Origin of the sequence: Pseudoalteromonas marina, assembly GCF_000238335.3 — a bacterium.
Taxonomy (GTDB): domain Bacteria; phylum Pseudomonadota; class Gammaproteobacteria; order Enterobacterales; family Alteromonadaceae; genus Pseudoalteromonas; species Pseudoalteromonas marina.
In genome coordinates this window covers 252,379-277,472 of the sequence record NZ_AHCB03000005.1, presented here as the reverse complement: position 1 = coordinate 277,472, position 25,094 = coordinate 252,379, and the positions used below count along the sequence as shown (strand labels likewise).

The 25,094-nt window shown below is 40.4% G+C and carries 30 protein-coding genes and 1 other RNA gene; 14 read left to right on the top strand and 17 right to left on the bottom strand.

Annotated elements, in window-relative coordinates; translation table 11 throughout:
• Positions 1–54: 54 nt before the first annotated feature.
• Positions 55–1,071, top strand: coding sequence for a mechanosensitive ion channel family protein (locus PMAN_RS01340; protein WP_422613656.1), 1,017 nt, complete (start codon positions 55–57; stop codon positions 1,069–1,071).
• Between the two features lie 58 nt (positions 1,072–1,129).
• On the opposite strand, the gene rnpB is transcribed toward PMAN_RS01340, so the two are convergent.
• Positions 1,130–1,493, bottom strand: an RNA gene (rnpB, locus tag PMAN_RS01335) — RNase P RNA component class A.
• 41 nt (positions 1,494–1,534) lie between these two features.
• Positions 1,535–2,392 (bottom strand): 16S rRNA (cytidine(1402)-2'-O)-methyltransferase, encoded by an 858-nt coding sequence (rsmI, locus tag PMAN_RS01330; protein ID WP_010555671.1) that lies wholly within the window; start codon positions 2,390–2,392, stop codon positions 1,535–1,537.
• 61 nt (positions 2,393–2,453) lie between these two features.
• Between rsmI and PMAN_RS01325 the strand changes: the two genes are divergently transcribed.
• From PMAN_RS01325 to dolP, 4 genes are read left to right on the top strand one after another with little or no spacing between them, the layout of a single operon-like run.
• Positions 2,454–4,331 (top strand): penicillin-binding protein activator, encoded by a 1,878-nt coding sequence (locus PMAN_RS01325; RefSeq protein WP_010555670.1) that lies wholly within the window; start codon positions 2,454–2,456, stop codon positions 4,329–4,331.
• Between the two features lie 9 nt (positions 4,332–4,340).
• Entirely contained in the window at positions 4,341–4,712 is a 372-nt protein-coding gene (locus PMAN_RS01320; RefSeq protein ID WP_010555669.1) for a YraN family protein, read from the top strand.
• Between the two features lie 25 nt (positions 4,713–4,737).
• A complete protein-coding gene (locus PMAN_RS01315) occupies positions 4,738–5,331 on the top strand; it encodes an SIS domain-containing protein (RefSeq protein WP_006792123.1) in 594 nt (197 codons plus the stop codon).
• A complete protein-coding gene (gene dolP, locus PMAN_RS01310) occupies positions 5,324–5,893 on the top strand; it encodes a division/outer membrane stress-associated lipid-binding lipoprotein (RefSeq protein ID WP_008130334.1) in 570 nt (189 codons plus the stop codon). Before PMAN_RS01315 ends, dolP begins: the two co-directional genes overlap by 8 nt.
• A 61-nt stretch (positions 5,894–5,954) precedes the next feature.
• Here the strand turns inward: dolP and PMAN_RS01305 are convergent, their stop codons facing one another.
• The 8 genes from PMAN_RS01305 to zapE form a co-directional block, all read right to left on the bottom strand.
• Positions 5,955–6,389, bottom strand: coding sequence for a ClpXP protease specificity-enhancing factor (locus PMAN_RS01305; RefSeq protein WP_006792121.1), 435 nt, complete (start codon positions 6,387–6,389; stop codon positions 5,955–5,957).
• A complete protein-coding gene (gene sspA, locus PMAN_RS01300) occupies positions 6,389–7,015 on the bottom strand; it encodes a stringent starvation protein SspA (protein ID WP_006792120.1) in 627 nt (208 codons plus the stop codon). The genes PMAN_RS01305 and sspA overlap by 1 nt, the downstream gene beginning before the upstream one ends.
• Positions 7,016–7,094: 79 nt before the next feature.
• Positions 7,095–7,838: a cytochrome c1 gene (locus tag PMAN_RS01295; RefSeq protein WP_006792119.1), complete on the bottom strand. Its 744-nt coding sequence runs from the start codon at positions 7,836–7,838 to the stop codon at positions 7,095–7,097.
• Complete coding sequence (locus PMAN_RS01290; RefSeq protein ID WP_006792118.1) at positions 7,835–9,100, bottom strand: cytochrome b; 1,266 nt, start codon at positions 9,098–9,100, stop codon at positions 7,835–7,837. The genes PMAN_RS01295 and PMAN_RS01290 overlap by 4 nt, the downstream gene beginning before the upstream one ends.
• Positions 9,100–9,690, bottom strand: coding sequence for a ubiquinol-cytochrome c reductase iron-sulfur subunit (petA, locus tag PMAN_RS01285; protein ID WP_006792117.1), 591 nt, complete (start codon positions 9,688–9,690; stop codon positions 9,100–9,102). Before petA ends, PMAN_RS01290 begins: the two co-directional genes overlap by 1 nt.
• Positions 9,691–10,268: 578 nt before the next feature.
• Positions 10,269–10,661: a 30S ribosomal protein S9 gene (gene rpsI / locus PMAN_RS01280; protein ID WP_086007041.1), complete on the bottom strand. Its 393-nt coding sequence runs from the start codon at positions 10,659–10,661 to the stop codon at positions 10,269–10,271.
• An 8-nt stretch (positions 10,662–10,669) separates the two neighbouring features.
• Positions 10,670–11,098 carry a 50S ribosomal protein L13 gene (rplM, locus tag PMAN_RS01275; RefSeq protein ID WP_002957960.1) on the bottom strand — a complete coding sequence of 143 codons (429 nt, stop codon included), beginning with the start codon at positions 11,096–11,098 and terminating at the stop codon, positions 10,670–10,672.
• Between the two features lie 270 nt (positions 11,099–11,368).
• Positions 11,369–12,457 (bottom strand): cell division protein ZapE, encoded by a 1,089-nt coding sequence (zapE, locus tag PMAN_RS01270; RefSeq protein ID WP_010555667.1) that lies wholly within the window; start codon positions 12,455–12,457, stop codon positions 11,369–11,371.
• 132 nt (positions 12,458–12,589) lie between these two features.
• Between zapE and PMAN_RS01265 the strand changes: the two genes are divergently transcribed.
• From PMAN_RS01265 to PMAN_RS01255, 3 genes are all read left to right on the top strand, one after another.
• Positions 12,590–13,033, top strand: a complete 444-nt coding sequence (locus PMAN_RS01265; RefSeq protein ID WP_008130322.1) for a Z-ring associated ZapG family protein — start codon at positions 12,590–12,592, stop codon at positions 13,031–13,033.
• A 132-nt stretch (positions 13,034–13,165) separates the two neighbouring features.
• A complete protein-coding gene (locus PMAN_RS01260) occupies positions 13,166–14,518 on the top strand; it encodes a Do family serine endopeptidase (RefSeq protein WP_008130320.1) in 1,353 nt (450 codons plus the stop codon).
• 101 nt (positions 14,519–14,619) lie between these two features.
• Positions 14,620–15,702: a trypsin-like peptidase domain-containing protein gene (locus PMAN_RS01255; protein WP_010555666.1), complete on the top strand. Its 1,083-nt coding sequence runs from the start codon at positions 14,620–14,622 to the stop codon at positions 15,700–15,702.
• A 45-nt stretch (positions 15,703–15,747) separates the two neighbouring features.
• On the opposite strand, the gene murA is transcribed toward PMAN_RS01255, so the two are convergent.
• From murA to PMAN_RS01220, 7 genes are read right to left on the bottom strand one after another with little or no spacing between them, the layout of a single operon-like run.
• Entirely contained in the window at positions 15,748–17,007 is a 1,260-nt protein-coding gene (gene murA / locus PMAN_RS01250) for a UDP-N-acetylglucosamine 1-carboxyvinyltransferase (protein ID WP_010555665.1), read from the bottom strand.
• 13 nt (positions 17,008–17,020) lie between these two features.
• On the bottom strand, positions 17,021–17,278 hold the full coding sequence (locus tag PMAN_RS01245) for a BolA family protein (RefSeq protein ID WP_006792109.1): 258 nt from the start codon (positions 17,276–17,278) through the stop codon (positions 17,021–17,023).
• 5 nt (positions 17,279–17,283) lie between these two features.
• The gene (locus PMAN_RS01240) at positions 17,284–17,577 is read right to left on the bottom strand and encodes an STAS domain-containing protein (protein WP_006792108.1); all 294 of its coding nucleotides are present in this window, start codon (positions 17,575–17,577) and stop codon (positions 17,284–17,286) included.
• Entirely contained in the window at positions 17,570–18,250 is a 681-nt protein-coding gene (locus PMAN_RS01235; protein WP_010555664.1) for an MlaC/ttg2D family ABC transporter substrate-binding protein, read from the bottom strand. Before PMAN_RS01235 ends, PMAN_RS01240 begins: the two co-directional genes overlap by 8 nt.
• 5 nt (positions 18,251–18,255) lie before the next feature.
• Positions 18,256–18,804, bottom strand: coding sequence for an outer membrane lipid asymmetry maintenance protein MlaD (mlaD, locus tag PMAN_RS01230; protein WP_006792106.1), 549 nt, complete (start codon positions 18,802–18,804; stop codon positions 18,256–18,258).
• A gap of 14 nt (positions 18,805–18,818) precedes the next feature.
• Positions 18,819–19,598 (bottom strand): lipid asymmetry maintenance ABC transporter permease subunit MlaE, encoded by a 780-nt coding sequence (mlaE, locus tag PMAN_RS01225; RefSeq protein WP_010555663.1) that lies wholly within the window; start codon positions 19,596–19,598, stop codon positions 18,819–18,821.
• Positions 19,598–20,413 (bottom strand): ATP-binding cassette domain-containing protein, encoded by an 816-nt coding sequence (locus tag PMAN_RS01220; protein ID WP_074210176.1) that lies wholly within the window; start codon positions 20,411–20,413, stop codon positions 19,598–19,600. The genes mlaE and PMAN_RS01220 overlap by 1 nt, the downstream gene beginning before the upstream one ends.
• 381 nt (positions 20,414–20,794) lie before the next feature.
• Here PMAN_RS01220 and PMAN_RS01215 point away from each other — a divergent pair, with 381 nt between their 5' ends.
• From PMAN_RS01215 to lptB, 6 genes are read left to right on the top strand one after another with little or no spacing between them, the layout of a single operon-like run.
• Positions 20,795–21,763: a calcium/sodium antiporter gene (locus PMAN_RS01215; protein ID WP_010555661.1), complete on the top strand. Its 969-nt coding sequence runs from the start codon at positions 20,795–20,797 to the stop codon at positions 21,761–21,763.
• Between the two features lie 3 nt (positions 21,764–21,766).
• On the top strand, positions 21,767–22,738 hold the full coding sequence (locus tag PMAN_RS01210) for a KpsF/GutQ family sugar-phosphate isomerase (protein WP_006792102.1): 972 nt from the start codon (positions 21,767–21,769) through the stop codon (positions 22,736–22,738).
• On the top strand, positions 22,739–23,290 hold the full coding sequence (gene kdsC, locus PMAN_RS01205; RefSeq protein ID WP_006792101.1) for a 3-deoxy-manno-octulosonate-8-phosphatase KdsC: 552 nt from the start codon (positions 22,739–22,741) through the stop codon (positions 23,288–23,290).
• Positions 23,287–23,841 carry an LPS export ABC transporter periplasmic protein LptC gene (gene lptC, locus PMAN_RS01200; protein ID WP_006792100.1) on the top strand — a complete coding sequence of 185 codons (555 nt, stop codon included), beginning with the start codon at positions 23,287–23,289 and terminating at the stop codon, positions 23,839–23,841. Before kdsC ends, lptC begins: the two co-directional genes overlap by 4 nt.
• A complete protein-coding gene (lptA, locus tag PMAN_RS01195) occupies positions 23,831–24,367 on the top strand; it encodes a lipopolysaccharide transport periplasmic protein LptA (protein WP_010555660.1) in 537 nt (178 codons plus the stop codon). Before lptC ends, lptA begins: the two co-directional genes overlap by 11 nt.
• The gene (gene lptB / locus PMAN_RS01190; protein ID WP_010555659.1) at positions 24,364–25,089 is read left to right on the top strand and encodes an LPS export ABC transporter ATP-binding protein; all 726 of its coding nucleotides are present in this window, start codon (positions 24,364–24,366) and stop codon (positions 25,087–25,089) included. The genes lptA and lptB overlap by 4 nt, the downstream gene beginning before the upstream one ends.
• Positions 25,090–25,094 lie beyond the last annotated feature (5 nt).

The following is a 25,094-nucleotide window of genomic DNA, read 5'->3' as shown; positions in this document are numbered from 1 at the left end:
ACAATAGCATCAGACGTACCATCGGCTGTCAGTACACCCTCCTTAAATCCTGTAATGGAAGGAAATGTGTTTTCGTGGCAATTTTTTTATGACCAAAGCATGCAATTAGTTCACGCTACAGCGCAAATATTACCCACCTTATTGTTAGGTTTACTCTTACTCACTATTAGCTATTTTACAGCAGGCCCTCTTTCACGCTTGCTCATAAAACCTATCAATTTAGTAACCGATAGTAAGCTAGTATTGCTGGTTGTAAGGCGCGGTATTAGTACTTTAATCATTTTATTAGGCCTGTATCTGTTTTTACGTTTAGCAGGGCTTACTGAATTTGCGGTAGCTATAATGAGTGGGACCGGTTTAATAGGCTTAATATTAGGCTTTGCTTTTAGAGACATCGCAGAAAATTTTATAGCAAGCTTACTTTTAAGTGTACAACGCCCGTTTAAAATAGACGATGTAATTGAAGTAGATGGACATTTAGGCGTTATAAAAAAAGTAACGGCCCGTGCCACAACGCTTGTTGATTACGATGGTAATCACATTCAAATTCCAAATGCTACGGTGTATAAAAATACCATCAAAAATTTAACTGCTAATCCCAAAATGCGCGGTAAAGTGGAAATAGGTATAGGTTACGATAACGACATACGCAGCGCGCAAACACTTGCTCTAAATATAGCAAACAAACAAACGGCCGTATTAAACGATCCCCCAGCACAAGTACTTATAAAAAATTTAGGCTCATCAACAATAAACTTTATTTTATATTTTTGGGTTAATAGCGAGCAGCATAGCCCACTTAAAGTAAGCTCTCAGCTTATGCGTGAACTAGTTAATGAATTTACTGAGCAAAATATAAGTATGCCGGATGATGCTAGAGAACGGATTTTATTAAATGCCTCTGAAGAGGAATTTTCAAGCTCAGCAGTAAAAGAGCGTTTAAATGAAAAGAAACCACCGGAAACCCACGAGCAAACCGAAACACTTAACGATGTAAGCAGTGATACTGACGAAATACGCGAACAGGCAGAGCAGTCAAGGGATCCTGAACAAGGAAAGAATATTATTTAAGTTAATAAAATTTAGATGCAAAAAAGCCCGCAGCGTTAACTGCGGGCTTTTTATTGAATGAGTGAGTCAGCCTATAAGCCGGGTTTTGTCCTTTCCTAAGAAAGTGATAATCATTCGTCTAGGCCATAAATCGCTCTATGGCTCAAGCAACCTACCCGGTTCCAACGTGGGCCACGCCATAAGGAACCCTATTTGGTCTTGCTCCGAGTGGAGTTTACCTTGCAACCGACTATTACTAGCGGCCCGGTGCGCTCTTACCGCACCCTTTCACCCTTACCAACCGAAGTTGGCGGTCTTCTCTCTGCTGCACTTGTCGTGGGCTCACGCCCCCCAGCCGTTAGCTGGCACTCTGCCCTGTGGAGCCCGGACTTTCCTCCCCCTGATCATTTTCGTCACAGGCAGCGATTATCTTGGCTGACTCGGCGCGCAGTATACATGACGCTAAAGCCAAGCGCAGTAATATTTACTCTTTTTCTTCAATAATTGTTTTGTATAGTGCATTTTTTTTCATGCCAAAGTACTCAGCTACAACACCGCACGCTTTTTTCATTGGCATTTCTTTTTCAAGTAGAGCCAACATTTTACGAGCCTCTGGTGGAATGTCGTCTACCACCTTAGGTTTGCCCGGCAGCATGAGAACTATTTCGCCGCGTTGCTTAGTGGGATCATCGGTTAAAAACTGCTTTAGCTCACTCACTGAGCCATTAAAAAAAGTTTCGAACGTTTTAGTTAGCTCTTTGGCAAATACGACCTGCTGTTCACTGCCAAGTGCAGTTTCTAAATCGTCTAGACTTGCCATAATACGGTGCGTACTTTCATACATTATACTGGTAATACTTGAGTTAACCGCATCGATAAAAAAATCTTGGCGAGCCTTACTTTTAGCGGGCGTAAAGCCAATAAACTGAAAACGATCGGTAGGCAGCCCTGAACAACACACCGCGGTTATAGCAGCGCACGCACCTGGTACTGGGGTTACGCTTGCCCCTTGCTCACGACATAAGTTTACAACCGCATATCCAGGGTCACTAATGAGTGGCGTGCCTGCATCCGATACTAACGCAATATTTAATCCTTGATTAAGCTGATCGATAATTTGCTGTGCTTTTTGTTTTTCGTTGTGATCATGTAATGCAAATGTTTTTGCCTTAATACCAAAATGGCTAAGGAGCTTACCTGTATGGCGAGTGTCTTCAGCAGCGATTAAGTCAACCTGCGATAATGTCGTGATAGCACGCTGACTTAAGTCGTCATAATTGCCAATTGGGGTGGCAACAATGTAAAGAGTGCCAATTTTATGTGAATTCTCCTCATTTAACATTGAGGTCTCCTGCGTCAGTCAGTAATATAAGCAAATCGCGTTAACGTATTGGGAAATCATTGTGCGACTTAAACTAGTTGGTCTATTAATTATATTGTCAGGGTTATCGGCGTGTAGCACAACCGAAAAACCAATTAAAAAAAGCGATAACTTCAGCAGCAGTGCTAATGCGCTAAAAAATCAAGCGACTAATGCTCAATCTATCTATCAATTGGCCGTAAATCGCGAAGGTGCAGATAAAATACAATTATTGTATAGCGCACGTGATGCTGCTATTTCTGAGAAGAACTGGCCATTATTAGAGCAAATTGGTAGCGACCTAGAGTTAACAGCGAGTGTCGATCAAACTCAAAATCGCCTTTATATTGCATACGCGCAAAAGCAACAAAATAAAAATGACCAGTCTTTGATTATTTTACAATCGTTAGATGGGCAGCTGACACAACCTGAACACTTTGCATGGCATCAGTTTTTAACAGCCAGTATTTACGCCTCACAAAATTTCCCTAAAAAAGCGGCTCCCTATTTTTTTAGAGCATCAGAAACATCTGCAAAAAATAATATTGATATACCACAACTCGACCAACAATTATGGGATAACCTAAAACAGCTTTCTTCTTATGCGCTGGAGCGTTTTAACCGTGGCTCTGTTATTCAACAAGGCTGGGTAAATCTTGCTTTATACCATCAAGTATATGCAGGTAGCGGTGTAGAGTTAGATCAAGCAATAAATAATTGGCGACGCCGTTACGTGGGGCACCCTGCTGGAGCCGTGTTACCTAAACAAGATGAAAACTTTGTTGAATTAGCACCTTTGAACATTGACCGCTTAGTTTTGTTATTCCCTCAATCAGGTCCTAACAAACGCCTAGGTGATGCTTTAAAAGCAGGAGCTTTAGCCGCATTAGATAAACAAAATATTAATGAAGCTATTTTTATTGATGAAAATTTAAGTACTGCAGACATTGCAGCAAAGCTTGACCAAATTAACCCTGACTTTGTAGTTGGGCCACTACTTAAAGCGAACATAGATAAGCTTACGGCAGCTGAAACGCTTATTAATATTCCTACGTTGCATTTAAATACATTCGATGGAGACACTATTTCGCTCCAACACTACTATTTTGCCCTGAATCCAGAGCATGAAGTTGAACAAGCTTTAGAGCATTTTCTAGCTATGGGGTATCAAAAACCCATGCTACTCGCTCCAGAAAATACGAATGGCCAGCGCTTAGTTGATTTTTTTAATCAGCAATGGCAGCGCTACAGCGAGACTAAGCCTCAAATTGGTTTTTATGAAAACAATCAAGACATGCCAAAAACGATTAGTAGCTTATTAGAAGTTGATCAATCTAAAGAGCGTATAAAAACAATAAAAGCCTTATTTAAGCAAGAAGTTGAAAGTGAAACACGCTCACGTAGTGATATTGATGTGATTTATATTTTAGGTGATGCAATAGAAACACGCTTAATTAAGCCCTACCTTGATGTAAATGTGAGTACATTCTCAGAGCGAATTCCGCTGTATGCGAGCTCAAAAAGTCACAGTAAGCAAATTGACTCAACCGACAAAGGCGATTTAGACGGCCTGTATTTCACAGAACTACCTTGGATGCTTAATTCACAAATCACACAACATAACTTACGTGAGCAGTATAATTTGCTTTGGCCCGAGCAAGCCGATATTAGCCAGCGCTTATTCGCCATGGCATACGATGCAGTACTCGTTATTAACGATATTAGGCAGTTGAGCTTAATGCCTGGCAATCAATTTAGCGGTTTGAGCGGTAAGTTATCGGTTAATAGTAATGGGCACCTACAACGCGTACTTGATTGGGCACAATATACTAATCGCCAAATTAAGTCTGTGCAGTTAAAAACACAACGCCCTGTGCCCTTATTTATGCAATCGGCTAGCGGTGTAAAAACGATAAATTAAGGGGGCGGCATGTCGTGGTTTAAAGAGCTGTGGCAAAATAGTCGTGAAAAAGGTCAGTACTACGAACTACAAGCGCAAAAATACCTAGTAGCGCAAGGTTTAAAACCTATAGAACGTAATTATTACTGCCCCTTTGGTGAGCTCGATATTATTATGAAAGAGGGTAACACCCTTGTTTTTGTGGAAGTGAAGTTTCGCAAAAACAATGCTCGAGGTGGTGCTAATTATGCGCTCAGCGCCCAAAAACAAGCACGGCTTAAACGTAGTATTCATCATTACTTAGCAGCTAAAAACTTAACAAAACAGGCATTAAGAATTGACTATGTAGCCATAACCGGAGAATCATCTCCTACATATAATTGGCTTAAAAACGTATTTTAAAAATACTAAAAAGAATTGGTAGGCTATGCAAGACACAATAAAAGAAATTTTCACAGAAAGTATTCAAGTTCAAATAGCCGCTGGAGAGGTCCTTCCCAGTGCGCTTGAATCGGCCGCGTTCACAATTGCACAAAGCCTTATTAACGGTAATAAGTTAATTTGTTGCGGGACAGCTAACTGTCATATGCTTGCGCAACATATAGCGGGTATATTGGTCAATCACTACGAAACAGAGCGTCCTTGCTTGCCTGCTATTGCTTTGTCACAAGAAAATATAAATCTTGGGCAGAACAATCACAGTGATGATCACGATACATTTGCCCGTCAAATCCGTGCATTCGCTCAACAAGGTGACTTACTATTGGTATTAGCAATTAATGGCAATGAAAAGCAGGTAATTTCAGCCGTTGAAGCTGCACTTACACGCGATATGAAGGTCATTGTTATGGTCGGTGACGATGGCGGTGAATTAGTAGGTTTACTTGGCCCTAATGATGTTGAAATAAGAACACCGTCTAAACGTCCAAGCCGTATTATAGAGTCGCATTTAACTAACTTACATTGTTTAAGTGAACTTATAGATTTAACGCTTTTCCCGCAGGATGAAAATTATGTTTAAACGCTCCCTTATTATTTTAGGTACCGTTGTATTATTACAAGGCTGTGCTGCAGCTGTTGTAGCCGGCACTGCCAGTGCAGTAACCGCTGCAAACGATCGTCGCACTATAGGCTCTCAAATCGATGATAACAATATAGAAATTAAAGCTAGCATTGCTATTAGTGAAGTTGAACGCCTAGAAAAGTCTGCTCGAGTTAACGCTATAAGTGTCAATGGTATTGTTTTGCTTGTTGGTCAAGTTGCTAATCAGGAAATGAAAAACGAAGCACAAATAACCGTAGAAGCGATTGCCGGCATTCGTAAAATTCATAACCAACTTCGTATTGGTTCAAATATTGGTATAACAACTCAAACTCATGATTCGTGGCTTACCTCAAAGGTAAAAGCACAGTTACTAGCAGCTAAAGATATTAGTAGCAATAACATTAAAGTGGTTACAGAAAACGCTGAGGTGTATTTGATGGGCTTGGTGTCTCAAGATGAAGCTAATCGTGCAGTTGATATTGCACGTAATGTGTCGGGCGTTGAGCGAGTAGTAAAGGTATTTGAATATATTAATTAAAAGCCACTAAATTACAGCGATAAAAAAACCGCTTTTAAGCGGTTTTTTTGTAATCTACATATTATTTTATAACACGTAAATGTGAGCCTTTTTTCTTTTCAGGTTTTTCTGGCGGTGTTTCATCTATATACTCAGATGAATCAACACTTTCTAGCCCTGTATCAAACTCGTCTTCGTCCTCTACAAACTCGTCTGCAGTAAAGACTGTACCTTCGCCATTCTCACGGGCGTAAATTGCAAGCACAGCACCTAAAGGTACATAAACTTGCATTGGCTGACCGCCAAAACGCGCGTTAAAACTAAGTTGGGTTAGGTCTAACGAAAACTGTGTTACTGCTGATGGGCTAATGTTAAGCACTATTTGTCCATCTTGCACAAATTGTGTAGGCACTTGCACATTCGCAAAACCAGCGTCCACCACAATATGTGGCGTACATTCGTTATCGACTATCCAATCAAAAAAAGCACGTAATAAATAAGGACGATTAGGCGTCATTATAAACGGATCTCACGCTCAGCTTCAGTTAAAGAGGCTTGGAATGATTCACGTTCGAATAAACGGATCATGTACTCTTTCATCTCTTTAGAGCCTGCACCATTAAGCTCAATACCAAACTCAGGTAAACGCCATAGTAGTGGTGCTAAGTAACAATCTACTAAGCTAAACTCTTCACTCATAAAGTAAGGAGCTTCGCTAAAGATAGGAGCTACTGCAAGTAATGCCTCGGTTAACTCTTTACGAGCTTGTGCTGCATCTGATGTGTTATTGCTGATTTTAGCAGCTAAGCTGTACCAATCAGTATCAATGCGGTGCATCATTAAACGGCTACGACCACGCATTACCGGGTAAACAGGCATTAGTGGAGGATGAGGGAAACGTTCATCAAGGTATTCCATGATGATATTTGCCTGATATAAACCAAGCTCACGGTCAATCAGTGTTGGCACTGTACCGTAAGGGTTAATTTCGTGAAGTGCTTCTGGCAGATTATCCTTTTCAGCCAAATGAATATCTACACTTACACCTTTTTCTGCAAGTACAATACGTACTTGATGGCTATACATACAGTTAGCCCCAGAGAAAAGGGTCATTACAGGGCGCTTATTGGCAGCTACGGCCATGCCTACCTCCATTAAATAACTAAAACAGCAATAGGGGCTTAAGCCCCTATTGCAAAATTACCTTTAAATATGTTCAAGATTAATGAACATCTCTCCAGTATTCTTTCTTAAGCATAAATGCCAAGATAAACAGGATAACTAAGAACCCAATTACCTTAATACCTAGCGCTTCCGATTCAAGTCGAGTAGGTTCACCTACGTACTCTAGGAAATTCGTTAAATCACGAACAGCTTGGTCATACTCATCTACACTCATCTCGCCTGAGCCATCTGTTTCAGTACCTGTGATATGTACAGTTGTTACACCGTCAACAGTTACTTCTTCAGTTATAGGAGTAGGAACACCCTGAAGTTCTTGTAGAACATGTGGCATACCTACTGATGGAAATAACGTATTATTTACACCAAACGGACGAGACTCATCTTTATAAAATGATTTCAAGTACGTGTAAATCCAGTCACTTCCACGTACACGTGCAACATTAGTTAAATCCGGCGGAGCCGCACCAAACCATTTTGCTGCATCATCTTTAGCCATTGAGTTCTTAATATGGCTACCTACTTTTGAACCATCAAAAATAAGCTGCTCTTGGCCAACTTCCGTTGGAATACCAATATCACGGAAAGTACGTTCATAACGCTGATACTGCATTTGGTGACAACCAAGACAGTAGTTCATGAACAACTTAGCGCCGCGCTGCAAAGATGGCTGATCAGATATATCGTTACCCGCGTCCATTAGTGGAACTGACGGGCCTGCCGCCATTGCAGGTAACATATTTACTGATAAAGCGAATAAACCAATTATTAGTTTTTTCATCATTTCGTTAACCTCTCAGGCAATGGCTTAGTTTTTTCATTCTTACTGTAAACAAATAACAGTACGAAGAACATAAAGTAAGTCACAGTACAAACTTGCGAAACAATTGTTTTAAAGTCAGTTTGCGGTGTAGCACCAACCCAACCTAAAAGAACAAAAGTAACAACAAAGCCTGCAATGTTCCATTTGTGGAAACCACAACGGTAACGAACAGAGCGAACTGAACCACGGTCAATCCAAGGTAATAACGCAAGTACTACAATTGACGCACCCATTGCTGCAACACCCATTAATTTATCAGGGATTGCGCGCAAGATTGCGTAGAATGGCGTGAAGTACCAAACAGGGAATATATGTTCCGGTGTCTTAAGTGGGTTTGCCGCTTCAAAGTTTGGCGCCTCTAAAAAGAAACCACCCATAGCAGGCATAAAGAACACAACCCAGCAGAACAAGATTAAGAAACCTACCACGCCCACAATATCTTTTACTGTGTAATAAGGGTGGAACGGAATCGCATCAATAATGTCTTTTTTATCAGTGTAGTATTCATGGAACTTAAATTTAGGCTTATCTTCTTCAGGAACCGTGCCTTTTTTACGTTTGTTATCAATACCATCTGGGTTATTAGAACCCACTTCGTGTAGTGCAACAATGTGTAAAAATACTAAGATAACAATAACCAATGGCAGTGCAATTACGTGTAATGCAAAGAAGCGGTTAAGCGTTGCACCAGAAATTACGTAGTCACCACGGATCCAAAGTGTAAGGTCATCACCAATAACAGGAATAGCCCCGAATAATGAAATGATTACCTGTGCACCCCAGAACGACATTTGGCCCCATGGTAATAAGTAACCCATGAATGCTTCAGCCATTAGGGCTAAGAAAATAAACATACCAAACAACCACAGTAACTCACGTGGTTTTTGGTAAGAACCGTAGATCATGCCACGGAACATATGCAGGTATACAACAATGAAGAATGCTGATGCACCGGTTGAATGCAGATAGCGCAGTAACCAGCCATAATCTACATCACGCATGATATATTCTATTGATGCAAATGCACCTTCAGCAGACGGTACGTAGTTCATTGTTAGCCAAATACCGGTCAGTATTTGGTTAACTAGTACTAACATTGCTAATGAGCCAAAGAAGTACCAAAAGTTAAAGTTTTTAGGTGCTGGATACTGTGCAATATGCATGTTCCAAACACGTGTCATTGGGATTCTGTCGTCAATCCAACCAATAATCTTACCAAACATTAGGCCACCCCTTGTTCTTCGCCCACTAAAATAGTGGTTTCATCAAGAAAAGTATATGGTGGAATTTCTAAGTTTAATGGTGCTGGAACCGATTGAAAAACACGGCCAGCCATATCAAATTTAGAACCGTGACATGGACAATAAAAACCATCATCAGTCCCTTCCACTTTTTCACCAAAGCCACCTTGTAAAAAGCTAGGTGAACATCCTAAATGCGTACAAATACCTACAGCGACAAAAATCTCTGGACGTAATGAACGGTAGTCATTTGTTGATGATTCTAATTGTTGTGGCTCTTGCGATTGCGGATCACGAAGTTGACCTTCGTGTTCTTTCATTTGCTCAAGCATTTTTGGGGTTCGTGATACAACCCATACAGGTTTACCACGCCACTCGACACGTATTAATTGTCCTGGCTCAAGTTTGCTTATATCTACTTCTACAGGCGCACCCGCAGATTTAGCTCGCTCACTTGGATTCCAAGACGCAATAAAAGGAACAGCAGCCCCAGCCGCACCAACACCACCAACAACAGAGGTAGCTATGGTTAAAAAGCGACGTCGGCCATTGTCTACAGGCGCATTGCTCATCCACTTATCTCCACTTACGATTCTCAACACTTGCTATATTGAGAACATCAGTTACAGCAGGTTAATTATTCGAAATTTTTAAAATAGAAATGATCATAATTAAAACCCTTGTTTAAAACAAGGTTATTAACAACTCAGGTCTTGAAAAATATTAATTTCACCAATGGTTTGATTAAGCTAGTTCGAGCACGAGCCGAAAAGTAATAATATCACTTCTGTAAAAACGATGTAGTGACCAAGATCAACTCCACTAAGCGGAAGTTTTAAGACTACACATAGTGTTATAAAACTTGATCGTTTTACTTCCACGCCAATTGTAGCAAAAAATTCCATCAATTAACTGATGGATTTAAACTAATTACGATAATTATTTAACTTTTTTGCACCTATCTGGCTATTTACTTCCTTTCGTTCAATTAATACGCCGTTATTGCACTGTGTGATCATCATAAACAGTAATTTGCAATTACAGCTTAGGCTAACAATTTTTTAAAGCTCAAATGAATCAGAAGAAATTTATCGCCAATAACAAAAAACCCAGCATAAGCTGGGTTTTTGAATTCTTGATAACGTATAGATTAACGTTTTGAGAACTGTGGACGCTTACGCGCTTTCTTAAGACCCACTTTCTTACGTTCAACTTTACGTGCATCACGAGTAACGAAACCTGCTTTACGAAGTTGTGGACGTAGTGACTCGTCAAACTCCATAAGTGCACGAGTGATACCGTGACGGATAGCACCAGCTTGACCAGTTGTACCACCACCAGAAACGGTGATGAAAAGGTCAAATTTTTCAGTCATATCAACAAGCTCAAGAGCTTGATGAACAACCATGCGTGCTGTTTCGCGACCAAAGTACTCTTCTAAAGAGCGCTTGTTGATTACGATGTTACCAGTGCCTGGGCGTAAGAATACGCGAGCACTTGAACTTTTACGACGACCTGTACCGTAGTATTGATTTGCCATGATAGTGCTCCTTAAATGTCTAGAACCTGAGGCTGTTGTGCAGCATGGTTATGCTCAGTACCTGCGTAAACTTTAAGTTTACGGTACATAGCGCGGCCTAAAGGACCACGTGGCAACATGCCTTTAACTGCTTTTTCGATGATCATTTCAGGCTTTGCAGCTTGAAGTTTATCAAAAGTAGTAGACTTAAGGCCACCTGGAAAACCAGAGTGAGCGTAGTACACTTTATCTTTGAATTTGTTACCAGTTACAGTAACTTTCTCAGCGTTGATAACGATGATGTAATCACCAGTATCTACGTGTGGAGTGTATTCAGCTTTGTGCTTACCGCGTAGGCGATGAGCGATTTCAGTAGCGATGCGACCTAAAGTTTTACCTTCAGCGTCAACTACGTACCAGTCACGTTTTACTGTTTCTGGTTTAGCAACAAACGTTTTCATTTATAAAAATCCAATGTTTTTCAATTAAAACCACAAGTAGTTAATATTAACTACTGCTCTAAGTTTGCTATAACCCCTTCGAGTTTTAGACTTTTGCGCCGCTCATTAGTGGCTAAACTATATGAAGGCATAGAACGCAACGTGGCAGACGCGGGAGTATACCAGCACTTAAATCACATTGCTACCGATCGGTTGTTTTTCCCACAAGAAAATTATCGCTATTTACAAATAAGAGTTGGAAGCGCGCAACGACCGGCATTCTAATTTTTATTAAGCTAAATGTTCTCTTGCTAAATACTCTAACGACTGCATTTCTTGTAAACGGCTTATGCAGCGTTTAAATTCAAAATTTAAGTTACCTTGGGTGTAAAGTTCGGTAATCGGTTTTTCTGCTGAAATAATTAGCGTCACGTGGCGTTCGTAAAATTCATCTACTAGAGCAATGAAGCGCCTTGCTGCATCATCATTACTTTGGCCAAGCTGTTTTACATTAGAAATAATTACCGTGTTATATAAACGGCTAATTTCCATATAATCAACTTGGCTACGTGCAGTCTCACACAATTCACTAAATTCGAATAGCACGACACTTTGAGCTACTTTGCGCGTTTTTATTAAGCGCCCTTCTATTTCTATAGATTGATCGAGTTGACCCGGTTCAGCTGACAACTTATCAAAATATTCAAATAGATTTTTATCCGCTTGTTCATCAAGCGGGCTGTGAAAAATCTCAGCTTGTTCTAAGGTTCTCAGTCGATAGTCAATACCCGAATCTACATTCACTATTTCAGTATTAAGTTTTACCAGTTCAATGGCAGGCATAAAACGAGCCCGCTGTAGGCCATTTCTATATAAATCGTCAGGCACAATATTAGAGGTAGCGACTAAAACAATTCCACGAGCAAAAAGCGCTTCCATTAAACCACCCAGTAACATGGCATCCGTTATGTCTTGCACAAAGAATTCATCAAAACAAATGATGTCTGTTTCTGATTTAAATATATCCGCTACTTTTTCCAACGGATTGGTCGTGTTATTTAGTTTTTTTAATTCATCATGCACACGGTGCATGAAACGGTGAAAATGCACGCGCATTTTTCGATCACTTGGTAATGCCTCATAAAAAGTATCAACTAAATACGTTTTTCCACGCCCAACTCCGCCCCAAAAATACAAGCCTTTTATAGGTTCTGGTTCGTTTTTACCAAATAAATTAGCGAAAAAACCTGTTGATTTTGGTTTTGCTTGCGTGAGGTCATCGTATAAACGTTGCAAGTGGCGCACAGCATTTTCTTGTGCTGCGTCGTGTACAAAGTCATCTCGTTTTAAATCTTGTTGATATGTTTGCCAAGGAGTCATATGTATTTTCAGTCAAAACGCAGTTTAATTTGTAAAGCATATTAACACGCATCATAACTCGGGGTATATTACACTTAATATGATTTATAAATGAATCAGCATTCTTTCGTTATTTTCCCAAAGGGGTAGTTTATGGGCACAGTTATATGGGTAGGTTTAATCGTTATTGTTGCGGTTATAGCATTTTTTATTGGTGCATTTGTTACTAAAAAACAGTTCAAACAAGATGAGTTAAAAGAGCAAGCGGAACAAGCGCAAAGCGAACTTGAGCAATATCGCCAAGACGTAGCTGACCATTTAGCAAGCACCAGCAAGCTTGTAAATAAAATGAAAGATAACTACAACCAGCTCTTGAGTCATGTAGAAGAAACTAATCAATTACTGTTAGAAGATAGAAATAAAGAACCAGCAGCCCCTTACTTTTCAAAAGAAACAACAGAGCAATTACAAGCATCTTTAAAAGAGCGTCGTTCTGATCGCTCTTCAGCAGAGGCGCAACCGGCAGACTTTGTGTCAGGTGAGTCTGGTTTATTTGCTGGTGAAAATAAAGTACAGGACCGCTCTAAAGCATCTTGATGAACTTTTTTTTGACCCCATAGTCTTTAGATATAACAGCTTTGTTGTTTTATCTTACTAACAAACTAAAAAAAGGCTGCTTATGCAGCCTTTTTTAATTTTTGTTTTTCCTAAGTGGAGTAAACCTTGACTATGAAAATGAAATTATCACTTATCAGTGCTGCTATTTTATCTACAAGCTTATTAATGAGCCCGGTAGCGTCTTATGCAAAGTTACCAATAGCAGTTAATGGGCAACAGCTACCGACTCTTGCACCTATGCTTGAACAAATCTCTCCTGGTGTTGTGAGTATTCAGGTTTCGGGCTCTAAAGAGGTTCGCCGCCGCGCCGATCCACTTGAGTTCTTTTTTGGCCAGCAACAACCTCGCAGCCAAAAGCGCCAATTTAGTGGTTTGGGTTCAGGTGTGATTATCGATGCAGATGAAGGTTATGTGGTTACTAATAATCACGTGATCCAAGATGCTGAAAAAATGATCGTTACACTCGAAGATGGACGTGAATTTGAAGCTACTAAAATTGGTACAGATAAAGAGTCTGACATTGCACTACTACAAATAGACGCTGATGACCTGACAGAAATCAAACTTGCTAACTCAGACCAATTACGAGTCGGTGATTTTGCAGTTGCTATAGGCAACCCTTTTGGCTTAAGCCACACCGTCACCTCAGGCATTGTTAGTGCCCTTGGACGCAGTGGTTTAAACATTGAAGGTTACGAAGATTTCATTCAAACAGACGCCGCTATTAACCAAGGTAATTCCGGCGGTGCTTTAGTGAATTTAAATGGAGAACTAATTGGCATTAACACCGCTATTTTAGGTGCATCTGGTGGTAACGTTGGAATTGGTTTTGCTATTCCTTCTAACATGATGAAAAACTTGGTTGATCAGATTATTGAGCATGGTGAAGTACGCCGTGGCTCGCTAGGCATATCGGGTCGTCCACTTGATGCGGGCTTAGCCAAAGCACAACAGCTTGATGTTAAACAAGGTGCTTATGTAATGCAGGTAATGGATGATACTGCTGCTAGTAAAGCAGGCATAAAAGCCGGGGATGTTATTGTAAGCATTAATGGCAGCGATATAAGCGGCTTCCATGAACTGCGCAGTAAAATTGCTACATTAGGTGAAGGCAGAGAAATAAAGCTCAGTATTTACCGAGATGGAAAAATAAAAACGCTCAAAGTCACACTCGACGGTGCATCTGGTGTCAAAGCGGTTGGCGAAGAACTGCACCCCGCATTTCAAGGGGCTGAATTAGAAAATGTTCAGAAAAATAACGCAAAGGGGATTGAAATTACCTCTGTCGATCCTCGCTCTCCTTCTGCACGGGTAGGCCTAGAAGAAGGTGACATGATAGTTCAAGTGAACCGCCAACGTGTTGAGACTATTCGCGATATGAATAAAATCATCGAAAATACTAAAGGTAATATTGTACTAGGCGTTAAACGTGGACGTGAGTCTATATTTATCCTAATTCAGTAATTAATCGCAGTATATGTGTAATAAAAATAACAGCGGCACTTGCCGCTGTTATTTTTTTTGTGCCATCATAAAGGGATTGCTCCTTTAATAATAAGAAACTTGTGCTGAAATTCATTAAATTTGTCCTCCCTCCTCTATTTGCAGGTCTCAGTATTGCTTTTTTAGTGGTTTTTTTCAGCCCAAATATGAGAGCAGCACTGCTGCCTAATGTTCCTATCCCCAGTGCAATGAGTGCAAGCCACTTAAGCTTTTCTGATGCAGTAAAGCGCGCAGCCCCGTCTGTCGTTACTATTTTTTCTGAAAGTATTTCAAAGGAGCCCCGCTACAAAAGAAAAAACACCGTTCAGGAGTTAGGCTCTGGCGTTATTATGTCGCCAGATGGCTATATACTTACTAATTATCATGTTGTTAATAATGCTGATGTCATTATGGTGATTTTAACTGACGGCCGACGTTTTTTTGATGTGCAGCTTATAGGCTTTGATACAATTACAGATCTAGCACTACTTAAAATAAATGCAGAACACCTTCCTGTTATTCCCGTAAACGATGACTATACGACTAGCGTGGGAGATGTTGTATTAGCGATTGGTAACCCACTCAACTTAGGGCAAACCATTACACAAGGGATTATTAGTGCCACAGGTAAACAAAAAATCACCGATAGCCCGTTTAATAACCTACTGCAAATGGATGCAGCAATTAATGTAGGAAATTCCGGTGGTGCACTCGTTAATTCAAATGGTGATTTAGTAGGTATTACTTCAGCGCAATTTAAAACCCGCGAAAACTTAAACATTCAAGGCATCTTTTTTGCTGTCCCCTACACCCTAGCTAAGGAAGTCATGGCTAAGCTAATTCGCCATGGTCGTGTAGTGCGTGGTTACTTAGGGTTTGAAGGCACAGCTGTAGACAGTACAGGCAAAGAGGTTAATGACAACTTAACCCCTGTGAGCGGCATGCGTATTACAAATTTAGATCCATTAGGGCCTGCGTGGCAAGCAGGCATTGAAGAACAAGATATTGTAATAAAAATTGCGGGGCTTTCAGTGGCTAATCCACAAAAGGTACTCGAAAAAATTGGCAATACTGAACCGGGTAAAGAAATAGAGTTTGAGTTGTATAGAGATGGGAAAATCGAAAAAATAATGGTTACTGTGGCTGAGCTTGAAACCAAACTCTAAATAAAGAAAGGTCGGTGTAATCACACCGACCAGCATTTAAACGTGTTAGCTTGCTTTACGCTTTATGTTAGCGCCTAGCGCGCTGAGTTTATCCTCAATACGCTGATACCCTCTATCAACGTGATAAATACGATCAACAACTGTTTCACCTTGCGCTACAATCCCTGTAAGGATTAAGCTTGCTGATGCTCGTAAATCCGTAGCCATAACTTGAGCGCCAGAAAGACTTTTAGTCTCACCACATATTGCTGTGTTGCCTTCTAAGCGGATGTTTGCGCCCATGCGCTGTAACTCAGGCACATGCATAAAGCGATTCTCAAAAATGGTTTCTGTAATTGTCGCACTGCCGTTAGCCACTACATTAAGTGCAGTAAACTGAGCTTGCATATCGGTTGGGAACCCAGGATGCGGCGCGGTTTTAACATTCACGGCTTTAAGCTCACGACCACGCATATCTAGGTAAATGGAATCGTCTTTCACTTCAAGTAAGGCATTTGTCGCGCGCAGTTTTTCAATAACCGGTTCAAGTGAATGAAAGTCTGTGTTTTTACACAATACTTCACCACCAGCCATTGCTGCAGCAACTAAGAACGTACCTGTTTCAATACGATCCGGTAAAATTTTATGTTCACAACCGGATAAGCACTCTACGCCTTCAATTTCAATACGGCTCGTTCCAGCGCCTGTAATTTTAGCACCCATTGCAATCAAGCAATTTGCTAAATCGGTAATTTCAGGTTCACGGGCTGCGTTTTCAAGTACTGTTTTACCATCGGCCAGCGCTGCTGCCATCAACAAGTTCTCGGTTGCGCCTACACTGACCATCTCCATAAAGATCTCAGCGCCTTTAAGGCGACCATCCACTTTTGCATTGATATAGCCATTTTCAACACTAATTTGCGCACCTAAACGTTCCATGCCTTGAATGTGAATATCAACAGGGCGAGCACCAATAGCACAGCCGCCTGGCAATGAAACTTGTGCCTCACCAAAGCGAGCAACTAAAGGCCCTAATGCTAATACAGACGCGCGCATTTGCTTTACTAAATCGTATGGGGCCAACGTTTTATCAACAGTTGCACCATCTATGACGAGGGTATCACCCTGCCAATTTACATCTGCACCTAATGTTTTTAGCAAAGCTTCAGTAGTTACAATATCGCGTAAGCGTGGCACATTGGTAAATGTGCTTTTACCGTCGGCCAAAAGTGAGGCAAATAAAATAGGCAGTGCTGCGTTTTTAGCACCAGAAATAGTCACCTCACCAGCAAGTGAAGTGCCACCTTGAATTACAAATTGATCCATCAGGAGGCCCTATTTATTGCGGTAAAATAAATTTTTGTTCGCGTTTCCACTCAGTCGGTGTAAAAGCACGAATAGAAACTGCATGAATAGTACCGTCTGAAATAGTATTCATTAGTGGACCATATACTAGCTGTTGCTTTTTAACTCGGCTTAAACCGTCGAAGCACTCACCCACGGCAACAACTTCATAATGGCTTCCATTGGCTTTTACATGAACTTCTGCTAATTGAAGTTCTTCGCGTAATAATGTTTCGACTTGGCTAGTTTCCATAACTCTCACTCAAATAGGGTTGTAACTTGACCCAATTGCATTAAATTTTGCAATTGCTCAGGTGGATTTTGCAATTCAAGGCGAATACCTTGCTGCTTTAATTCTGCAAAAGAGTGAATTAACCAAGCTAAGCCGGCTGTGTCAACCCTTGACACCCCACTTAGGTCAAAATAGATGGTTTTATGCTTAGTTTGTAGCTGCTTGTTCAGAAGTTGTTCATCGCCAATTGAATTTCGAGAGAGCTCGCCGCTCGCTCGAAACTGTTGATCATCAATTTGGCTTATCGCCAATTTAGTCATTCGAGCTGCTGCCTCTAAATTGAACTGGAAGCTTACTTTTTTGCTCTAAAAGGTCACTTACTTTATCAATACCTTGCTGACGTAAAATGCCTTGTAGTTCACTTTGCTTAGCATCTAACAAGCTTATCCCTTCAGCAATCATGTCGTATGCACGCCATTGCCCACTGCGATCTTCACGAACTTTAAAATCAATGCGAATATCTGGCTTACCATCCTCAATAATTTTTGTTTTAACTACAACCACATCCTGACCTTTAAATGGTTGCGGTGCACCAAATTCAACGTGTTGGTTAGTATATTGGGTAAATACACCTGCATACGTAGCAACTAAATACTCTCTAAACACGCCAATAAAGCGCTGAATATCTTTAATTGCTTGTGCTTTTTCAGCATCATCTGTGATTGCGCGCACTTTAGATACTTCACTTCCTAATACACGCAGTGCTGCGTATTTATAATCAATATAGGGCATCAACTCTTCTTCAACGATAACGCGAAGATACTCTTGATCTTTAACAATCAATGGTTGATCTTTTTTGATTCGGTCAAATGTATGCTCTGATACCTTGCGCACCATTTTATTTGGATCGTCTAACTTTACTTCTGCAGCACTCACCGTTTGCATTAGGCTTAATGCGCTAAGCGTTATAATAGCTAAATACTTTTTCAACATAATAATTACTCACTACCTTGGTTGAATAAAAACTGCCCAATTAATTCTTCTAACACAATGGCAGACTTAGTATCAATAATTGAATCCCCATTACCTAACGCCTTACTTTCTACGCCAAATAAATCATCAATTGCTGTATCTTGTTCATTGTTGGTTACTGTTTCACCTAAACAGCGCTGTTCAGCTGAACTGGAGGCAATAACAGGATTTATACCTAAGTATTGCTCGCCTAAAATACCCGATGTAAGTATGGATATAGAGCTTGTATCTGAAAAACGACATAAGTATTGCGCATCAATAGTCATATCAACCACAGGTAAAAACTCTTTTGGATGAACATAAATTGACTCAACGCGACCAATTACCACACCACCTACTTTGATGGGGGCTCGTGCTTTTAATGAGCCAATATTTTCAAACTTTGCATTCAGTGAATAGGTTTCGCCTGAGCCACTAATACCTGCATTCGCTACTTTAAGCGCTAACATAGCAAAAGCTAAAATGCCAAGCGCTACAAAAAAGCCAACTAAAATTTCTAATTTCCGTGAATTCATTATTTATACCCTAATTAGCTGGTAAACATTACCGCTGTCAAAATAAAGTCGAAACCTAAAACGGCCAATGACGAGTGTACAACTGTCTCGGTAGTTGCTTTGCTGATCCCTTCCGACGTTGGAACACAGTCATAGCCTTTGTAAAGTGCAATCCAAGTAACCACTATTGCAAATACAAAGCTTTTAATTATGCCGTTTAGTACATCAGCCTGAAACGACACTTGCGATTGCATAATTGACCAAAAGCTACCGGTATCTACACCTAACCAATCAACCCCGACTAAATGAGCCCCTATAATTGCAACGGCAGAGAATATAATTGCAAGTAAAGGCATGCTAATAAAACCGGCCCAAAAGCGAGGTGCAATAATACGTTTAAGTGGATCAATTGCCATCATCTCTAATGATGATAATTGTTCGGTGGCTTTCATTAGGCCTATTTCTGCGGTAAGTGCACTACCTGCACGCCCAGCAAATAATAGCGCGGTAACGACAGGCCCTAGCTCACGCAGTAAACTCAATGCTACAAGTGGCCCTAAGCTATCTTCAGCACCATACCCTACTAATACGGTGTAGCCTTGCAATGCGAGTACCATACCGATAAACAAGCCTGATACCATTATAATAAGCAGCGACTGCGAACCCACCATATAAAGCTGGCGAATAAGCAGCGGAGTGCCTTTTTTAAAATTAGGAACATGCGCGAGTGCGCTGAACAACATGTAAGCTGAGCGACCAAGGGCAGCAAAGCGACCCAGAGTTTTATGCCCTAACTTTTGAAACAAATCCAACATTAGGCTTTTTCTCCAAGCAACTCATCTGCATAGGCTTGCGCGGGGAAATGAAATGGCACAGGACCATCAGACAAACCTTTTAAAAATTGCTGAACTAGCTCAGATTCATGATTGCGCATTTCATCTGGCGTACCTGAGCCTATTACGCCCTGATCGGCAATAATAATAACGTGATCGGCAATACTCATTACTTCAGTTACATCATGGGTCACAATTAAAGACGATAAACCTAATACTTGATTGAGCGATTTAATTAACTTTACAAGCACGCCCATTGAGATAGGATCTTGGCCAGCAAACGGTTCGTCATACATGATGAGCTCTGGATCGAGCGCTATTGCGCGAGCAAGAGCAGCACGCCTTGCCATCCCACCTGATAACTCTGAGGGCATTAAATCTTTAGCTCCGCGTAAACCCACAGCCTGCAGCTTCATTAACACCACTAAACGAATAAGATCTTCACTTAGTTTTGTGTGCTCACGAATCGGAAAAGCAATATTGTCAAACACAGACATGTCGGTAAACAAGGCACCACTTTGAAATAGCATGCTCATTTTTGTACGCGCTTCGTATAATTCTGAACGCGTCATGGAAGGAATACTGCCACCTTCAAATAAAATATCACCCGAATCAGGTTTTAATTGGCCACCAATTAAACGCAACATCGTGGTTTTACCGATACCGCTTGGCCCCATAATCGCAGTGATTTTGCCTTTAGGCACACTAAAGCTCATATTTTTATATATGACCCTATCGCCCCTGGAAAAGCTAACATCCTTGACTTCTACTATTGATTGCGACAAGTCGCTCTCCATAAAAATGTTCACTAGTGCCCCTATTTTAAATCTTTTTGATCCAATATGGAAAAAACAATTCGTAAGATTTTGTAATGTACGTTTAAAACACACATTAAGACTCACCCATCTTCACTTAACCAACACTTAAAGTAGGGTCTGTTACCTATCAAGGTTAAATTTTCAGCAACCTATTTAGAATTTAGGCAAACCAATACCTGATGGTGAAGTTATTTCCCATACATCAGCAAAACTTTAATACTGAAAGCCTAACAGCCCCGACTAATTAATTTAGTAAAATGAATTAGTCTACGTAGTTGACCTTACTCTTTTATTTATACTTTCATCGTGGCATTTGTTACTATTCGCGCCATTCCTATTTTGAATAACTGGCTTAATACAATGGTTACCTCGTTTGTTATTTTGATTCTTGGTTTTGCAGCCCTAGTTTGGAGTGCTGACAGGTTTGTTTATGGTGCGGCCGCACTGGCTAAAAACTTTGGCGTACCAACCTTAATTGTTGGTTTGACTGTTGTTGCCATGGGCTCATCAGCACCTGAAATGATGGTATCAGCCTCTGCAGCATTGGCTGGAAAAACAGACACAGCGGTAGGTAACGCAATTGGCTCAAATATCACAAATATTTTACTGGTATTAGGTATTACCGCTTTATTTAGGCCTCTTAGCGTTTCTTCAAGTACTTTAAAACGTGAAATCCCGTTAGTGCTTATCGTATCTCTAGCGACTTGGTATATTTTTTCAGATAACTACTTTTCGCTTACTGAAGGCGTTGCGTTATTAATTGGTTTTGTCGTCTTTATTAGCGGGCTGATTATTGTTTCGCTACGTGCTAAAAATCAAACAGACCCATTTGTATCAGAAGCGTGTGATGAAGTACCCAATGACGTACCAACAAAAAAAGCAGTCATTTGGTTAGTTATTGGTATGGTATTACTCCCTGTCAGTGCACATTTTTTAATAGATTCAGCGGTCGATATTGCAAAATATTTTGGCCTAAGCGATTTAGTCATTGGCTTAACAATTATTGCAATAGGTACAAGCTTGCCCGAGCTTGCAGCTTCAATTGCAGGGGTTCTTAAGAATGAAGATGACTTAGCACTGGGTAATATTGTTGGCTCTAATATTTTTAATATTCTTGCCGTGCTGCCTTTCGCAGGCATTATTAACCCTTCTGTTATTGACCCGTCTGTTGCTAACCGCGACATACTTATTATGATTGGTGCCACGGTTGCGCTTATTATCATGTCATTGAACTTTAAAGGTGCTCAGCGCATCAATAGAGTAGAGGGCGGCTTATTATTAATCGCTTTTTTAGGCTACCAAGGGTATATTTTCAGTCAAGTAGGGTAAGTAATGGCAACGCTAAATTTTATTGAACAAGGCCTACGTGTATTAGACATAGAGCGCCAAGCATTGAGTGATATTGCACAATATGTGGATGAAAATTTTCATCAAGCATGTCAGTTAATATACGACTGCCAAGGCCGAACTATTGTTATAGGCATGGGAAAATCGGGTCATATTGGCAATAAAATAGCGGCTACATTAGCAAGTACTGGCAGCCCTGCATTTTTTGTACACCCCGGTGAGGCAAGTCATGGCGACTTAGGTATGATCACTAAAAATGATGTGGTTATGCTAATTTCTAATTCTGGTGAAACAAGCGAAGTCCTCAATATAATTCCCGTTTTGAAACGCCTCGGCGCAAAAATGATAGCCATGACAGGCAACGCTAGTTCAACAATGGCAACGCTTGCAAACGTACATATTTGCATAAAAGTACAAAAAGAAGCCTGTTCGTTAGGCTTAGCCCCTACAGCAAGCACAACAGCAACACTTGCAATGGGCGATGCCATGGCAGTTGCACTCTTAGAAGCCCGCGGCTTTACAGCTGATGACTTTGCGCTATCTCACCCCGGCGGCAGTTTAGGTAAACGTTTACTGCTGACCCTAAAAGATGTCATGCATAGCGGTAAAAACACACCTATTATTAACGTTACGCAAACTATAAAAGATGCACTGATAGAAATGTCGGCAAAAGGCTTAGGCATGACAGCCATAGTTGATTCTCAGCAACAACTTGTAGGGCTCTTTACCGACGGTGATTTACGTCGTATTTTAGAACAACGAATTGATATACATACAACACAAATAGATGTTGTAATGACCAAGTCCTGCACAACGGCAACACAAGATATTTTGGCCGCTGAAGCACTTAATATTATGGAGCAAAAGCGTATTAATGGTTTAATCATCGTTAATGAGCAAAACCACCCTATTGGTGCATTAAATATGCAAGACTTACTAAAAGCAGGAGTATTATAAATGCAATTTGAAGAGCTCTATCAACCATTGAGTGAAGACGCAAAAGCACGTGCAAAAAAAGTAAAGCTACTTATTTGTGATATTGATGGTGTGTTTTCTGATGGTCGCATTTATTTGGGTAACCAAGGCGAAGAGCTCAAAGCATTTAATACAAAAGATGGCTTTGGCATTAAAGCGCTAATTAATAGCGGCTTTGAAGTTGCGGTAATTACAGGACGCCACTCAAAAATAGTACAACAGCGTATGACAAGCCTAACAGTACAACATATATATCAAGGCCAAGAAAATAAATTACTCGCTTACGAAGAACTAAAAACAAAGCTCAATTTAAATGATGAGCAAATTGCCTACATTGGCGATGATGGCCCAGACATGCCAGTGATGGAGTTAGTAGGGTTTGCTGTTGCAGTAAATGACGCCCATCCGCTAATAAAACGTTTAGCGCATTATACAACACAAATGCTAGGTGGCTTTGGTGCAGTGAGAGAACTAACCGACCTGCTAATGCTTGAAAATAACAAACCTTTGACCACAAAAGGGACCAGTTCATGAATGCAGCGCGCATAATATTAAGCGTTTTATTCATCAGCTGTATGGTTTGGCTTTGGTACCCTTATTTCACACAAGTAAATTTACCACAACAAACCGAAGCAGACATAATTGCAAAGCCCGATTACACAGCCATAGAGCTAAAACAAACAGCGTATGACGAAAATGGGAAAATCAGCCATAAAGTAACGGCAGCACGAATGGAGCTATATCAAGAATTAGGGTTTACCTTTTTTGATAAACCTATTTTTACGCTATACAACAACAAGCAAACATGGCGAATTAACGCTAATGAAGCAACATTATACGAAGGCAGACAATTAATATTAGAAGGTAACGTTGTTGCTAGTAATTTAACTGATAACGCAATGATAGATAAAATTAATGCTGATAACATTCAGGTAGATATAAAATTACTAACGATGCAATCAGAGCAGCCTGTCATTGTTACAGGGCCCAATTTAAAAATCACCGGTAAAGGCTTAGAAGCCGATTTAAAAACCGAAGTGATAAAATTAATTAACCATACGCGAACTATTTATTATGACCAATAAACTATCAACACTCTTTATTATTCCAACATTTTTACTTGCATTAGGTACTAATGCCGCTGAACCAACAGCGCCAATTTCTGCAAATCAAATTTCGATTAGTGCGGATAAACAAGAGGGTCAACTAAAAGAAAACGTAGGTATCTTCGAAAAAAATGTTGAAATTATTCATGGCGACAGAAAAATTACCGCAGACCGCCTTGAGGTTCACAAGCGTGATGAGCTAGGCGACAACAAGCAATTGTTAATTGCCACAGGTACGCCTGCATATTTTGAAGAAAAACAAGCCGACGGCACAATAATGAGCGCCAGCGCTAATGAAGTTAGATACGATGTTTCAACGCGTTTTTTAACATTAATTGGAGATGCAGAGATATCTCAAGCTGGGCAAAAAATGAATGCTAAAAGCATTACCTACGATATAGAACAGCAGCTTATTAGCGCCGAAAAAGATGAAAGCTCAACTGACCGTGTACACACTATCTTAGTGCCTGTGGAGCCTAAAAAAATTGACAAAGGCCAACCATGAGCACATTAAAAGCAGAGCTACTAGCCAAAAGCTACAAAGGCCGTGAAGTTGTAAAAAATGTGGGCTTAGAAGTTCAAGCTGGCAGTATTGTAGGCTTGCTTGGGCCAAACGGCGCAGGTAAAACAACAACCTTTTACATGATTGTAGGTTTAGTCCCTAGCGATAAAGGCAAAATATCTATCGACGAGAACGATATTACGCTTTTACCTATGCACAGTCGTGCTAGATTAGGCATTGGCTACTTACCACAAGAGTCGTCTATATTTAGAAAATTAACAGTGTATCAAAACTTAATGGCTATTTTAGAAACTCGAAAGGAGCTCACTAAGCAAGCCAGAGAAGATACATTGAATAATCTATTAGATGAATTTAGCATTCAACACATTCGGGATAGCAAAGGTATGGCATTATCGGGCGGAGAACGTCGCCGAGTAGAGATTGCACGTGCTTTAGCCGCAGATCCAAAGTTTATTTTGCTAGACGAACCATTTGCCGGTGTTGACCCTATCTCAGTATTAGATATTAAAAAAATTATTGAACACCTGAAAAACCGTGGGATTGGCGTATTAATAACAGACCACAATGTAAGAGAAACCCTTGATGTTTGCGAAAAAGCCTACATTGTTTCTCATGGGGAACTGATTGCTTCTGGTACCCCTGAACACGTATTAAATGATAAAACTGTACGCGATGTATATTTAGGCGAGCAATTTAGGCTGTAACATTT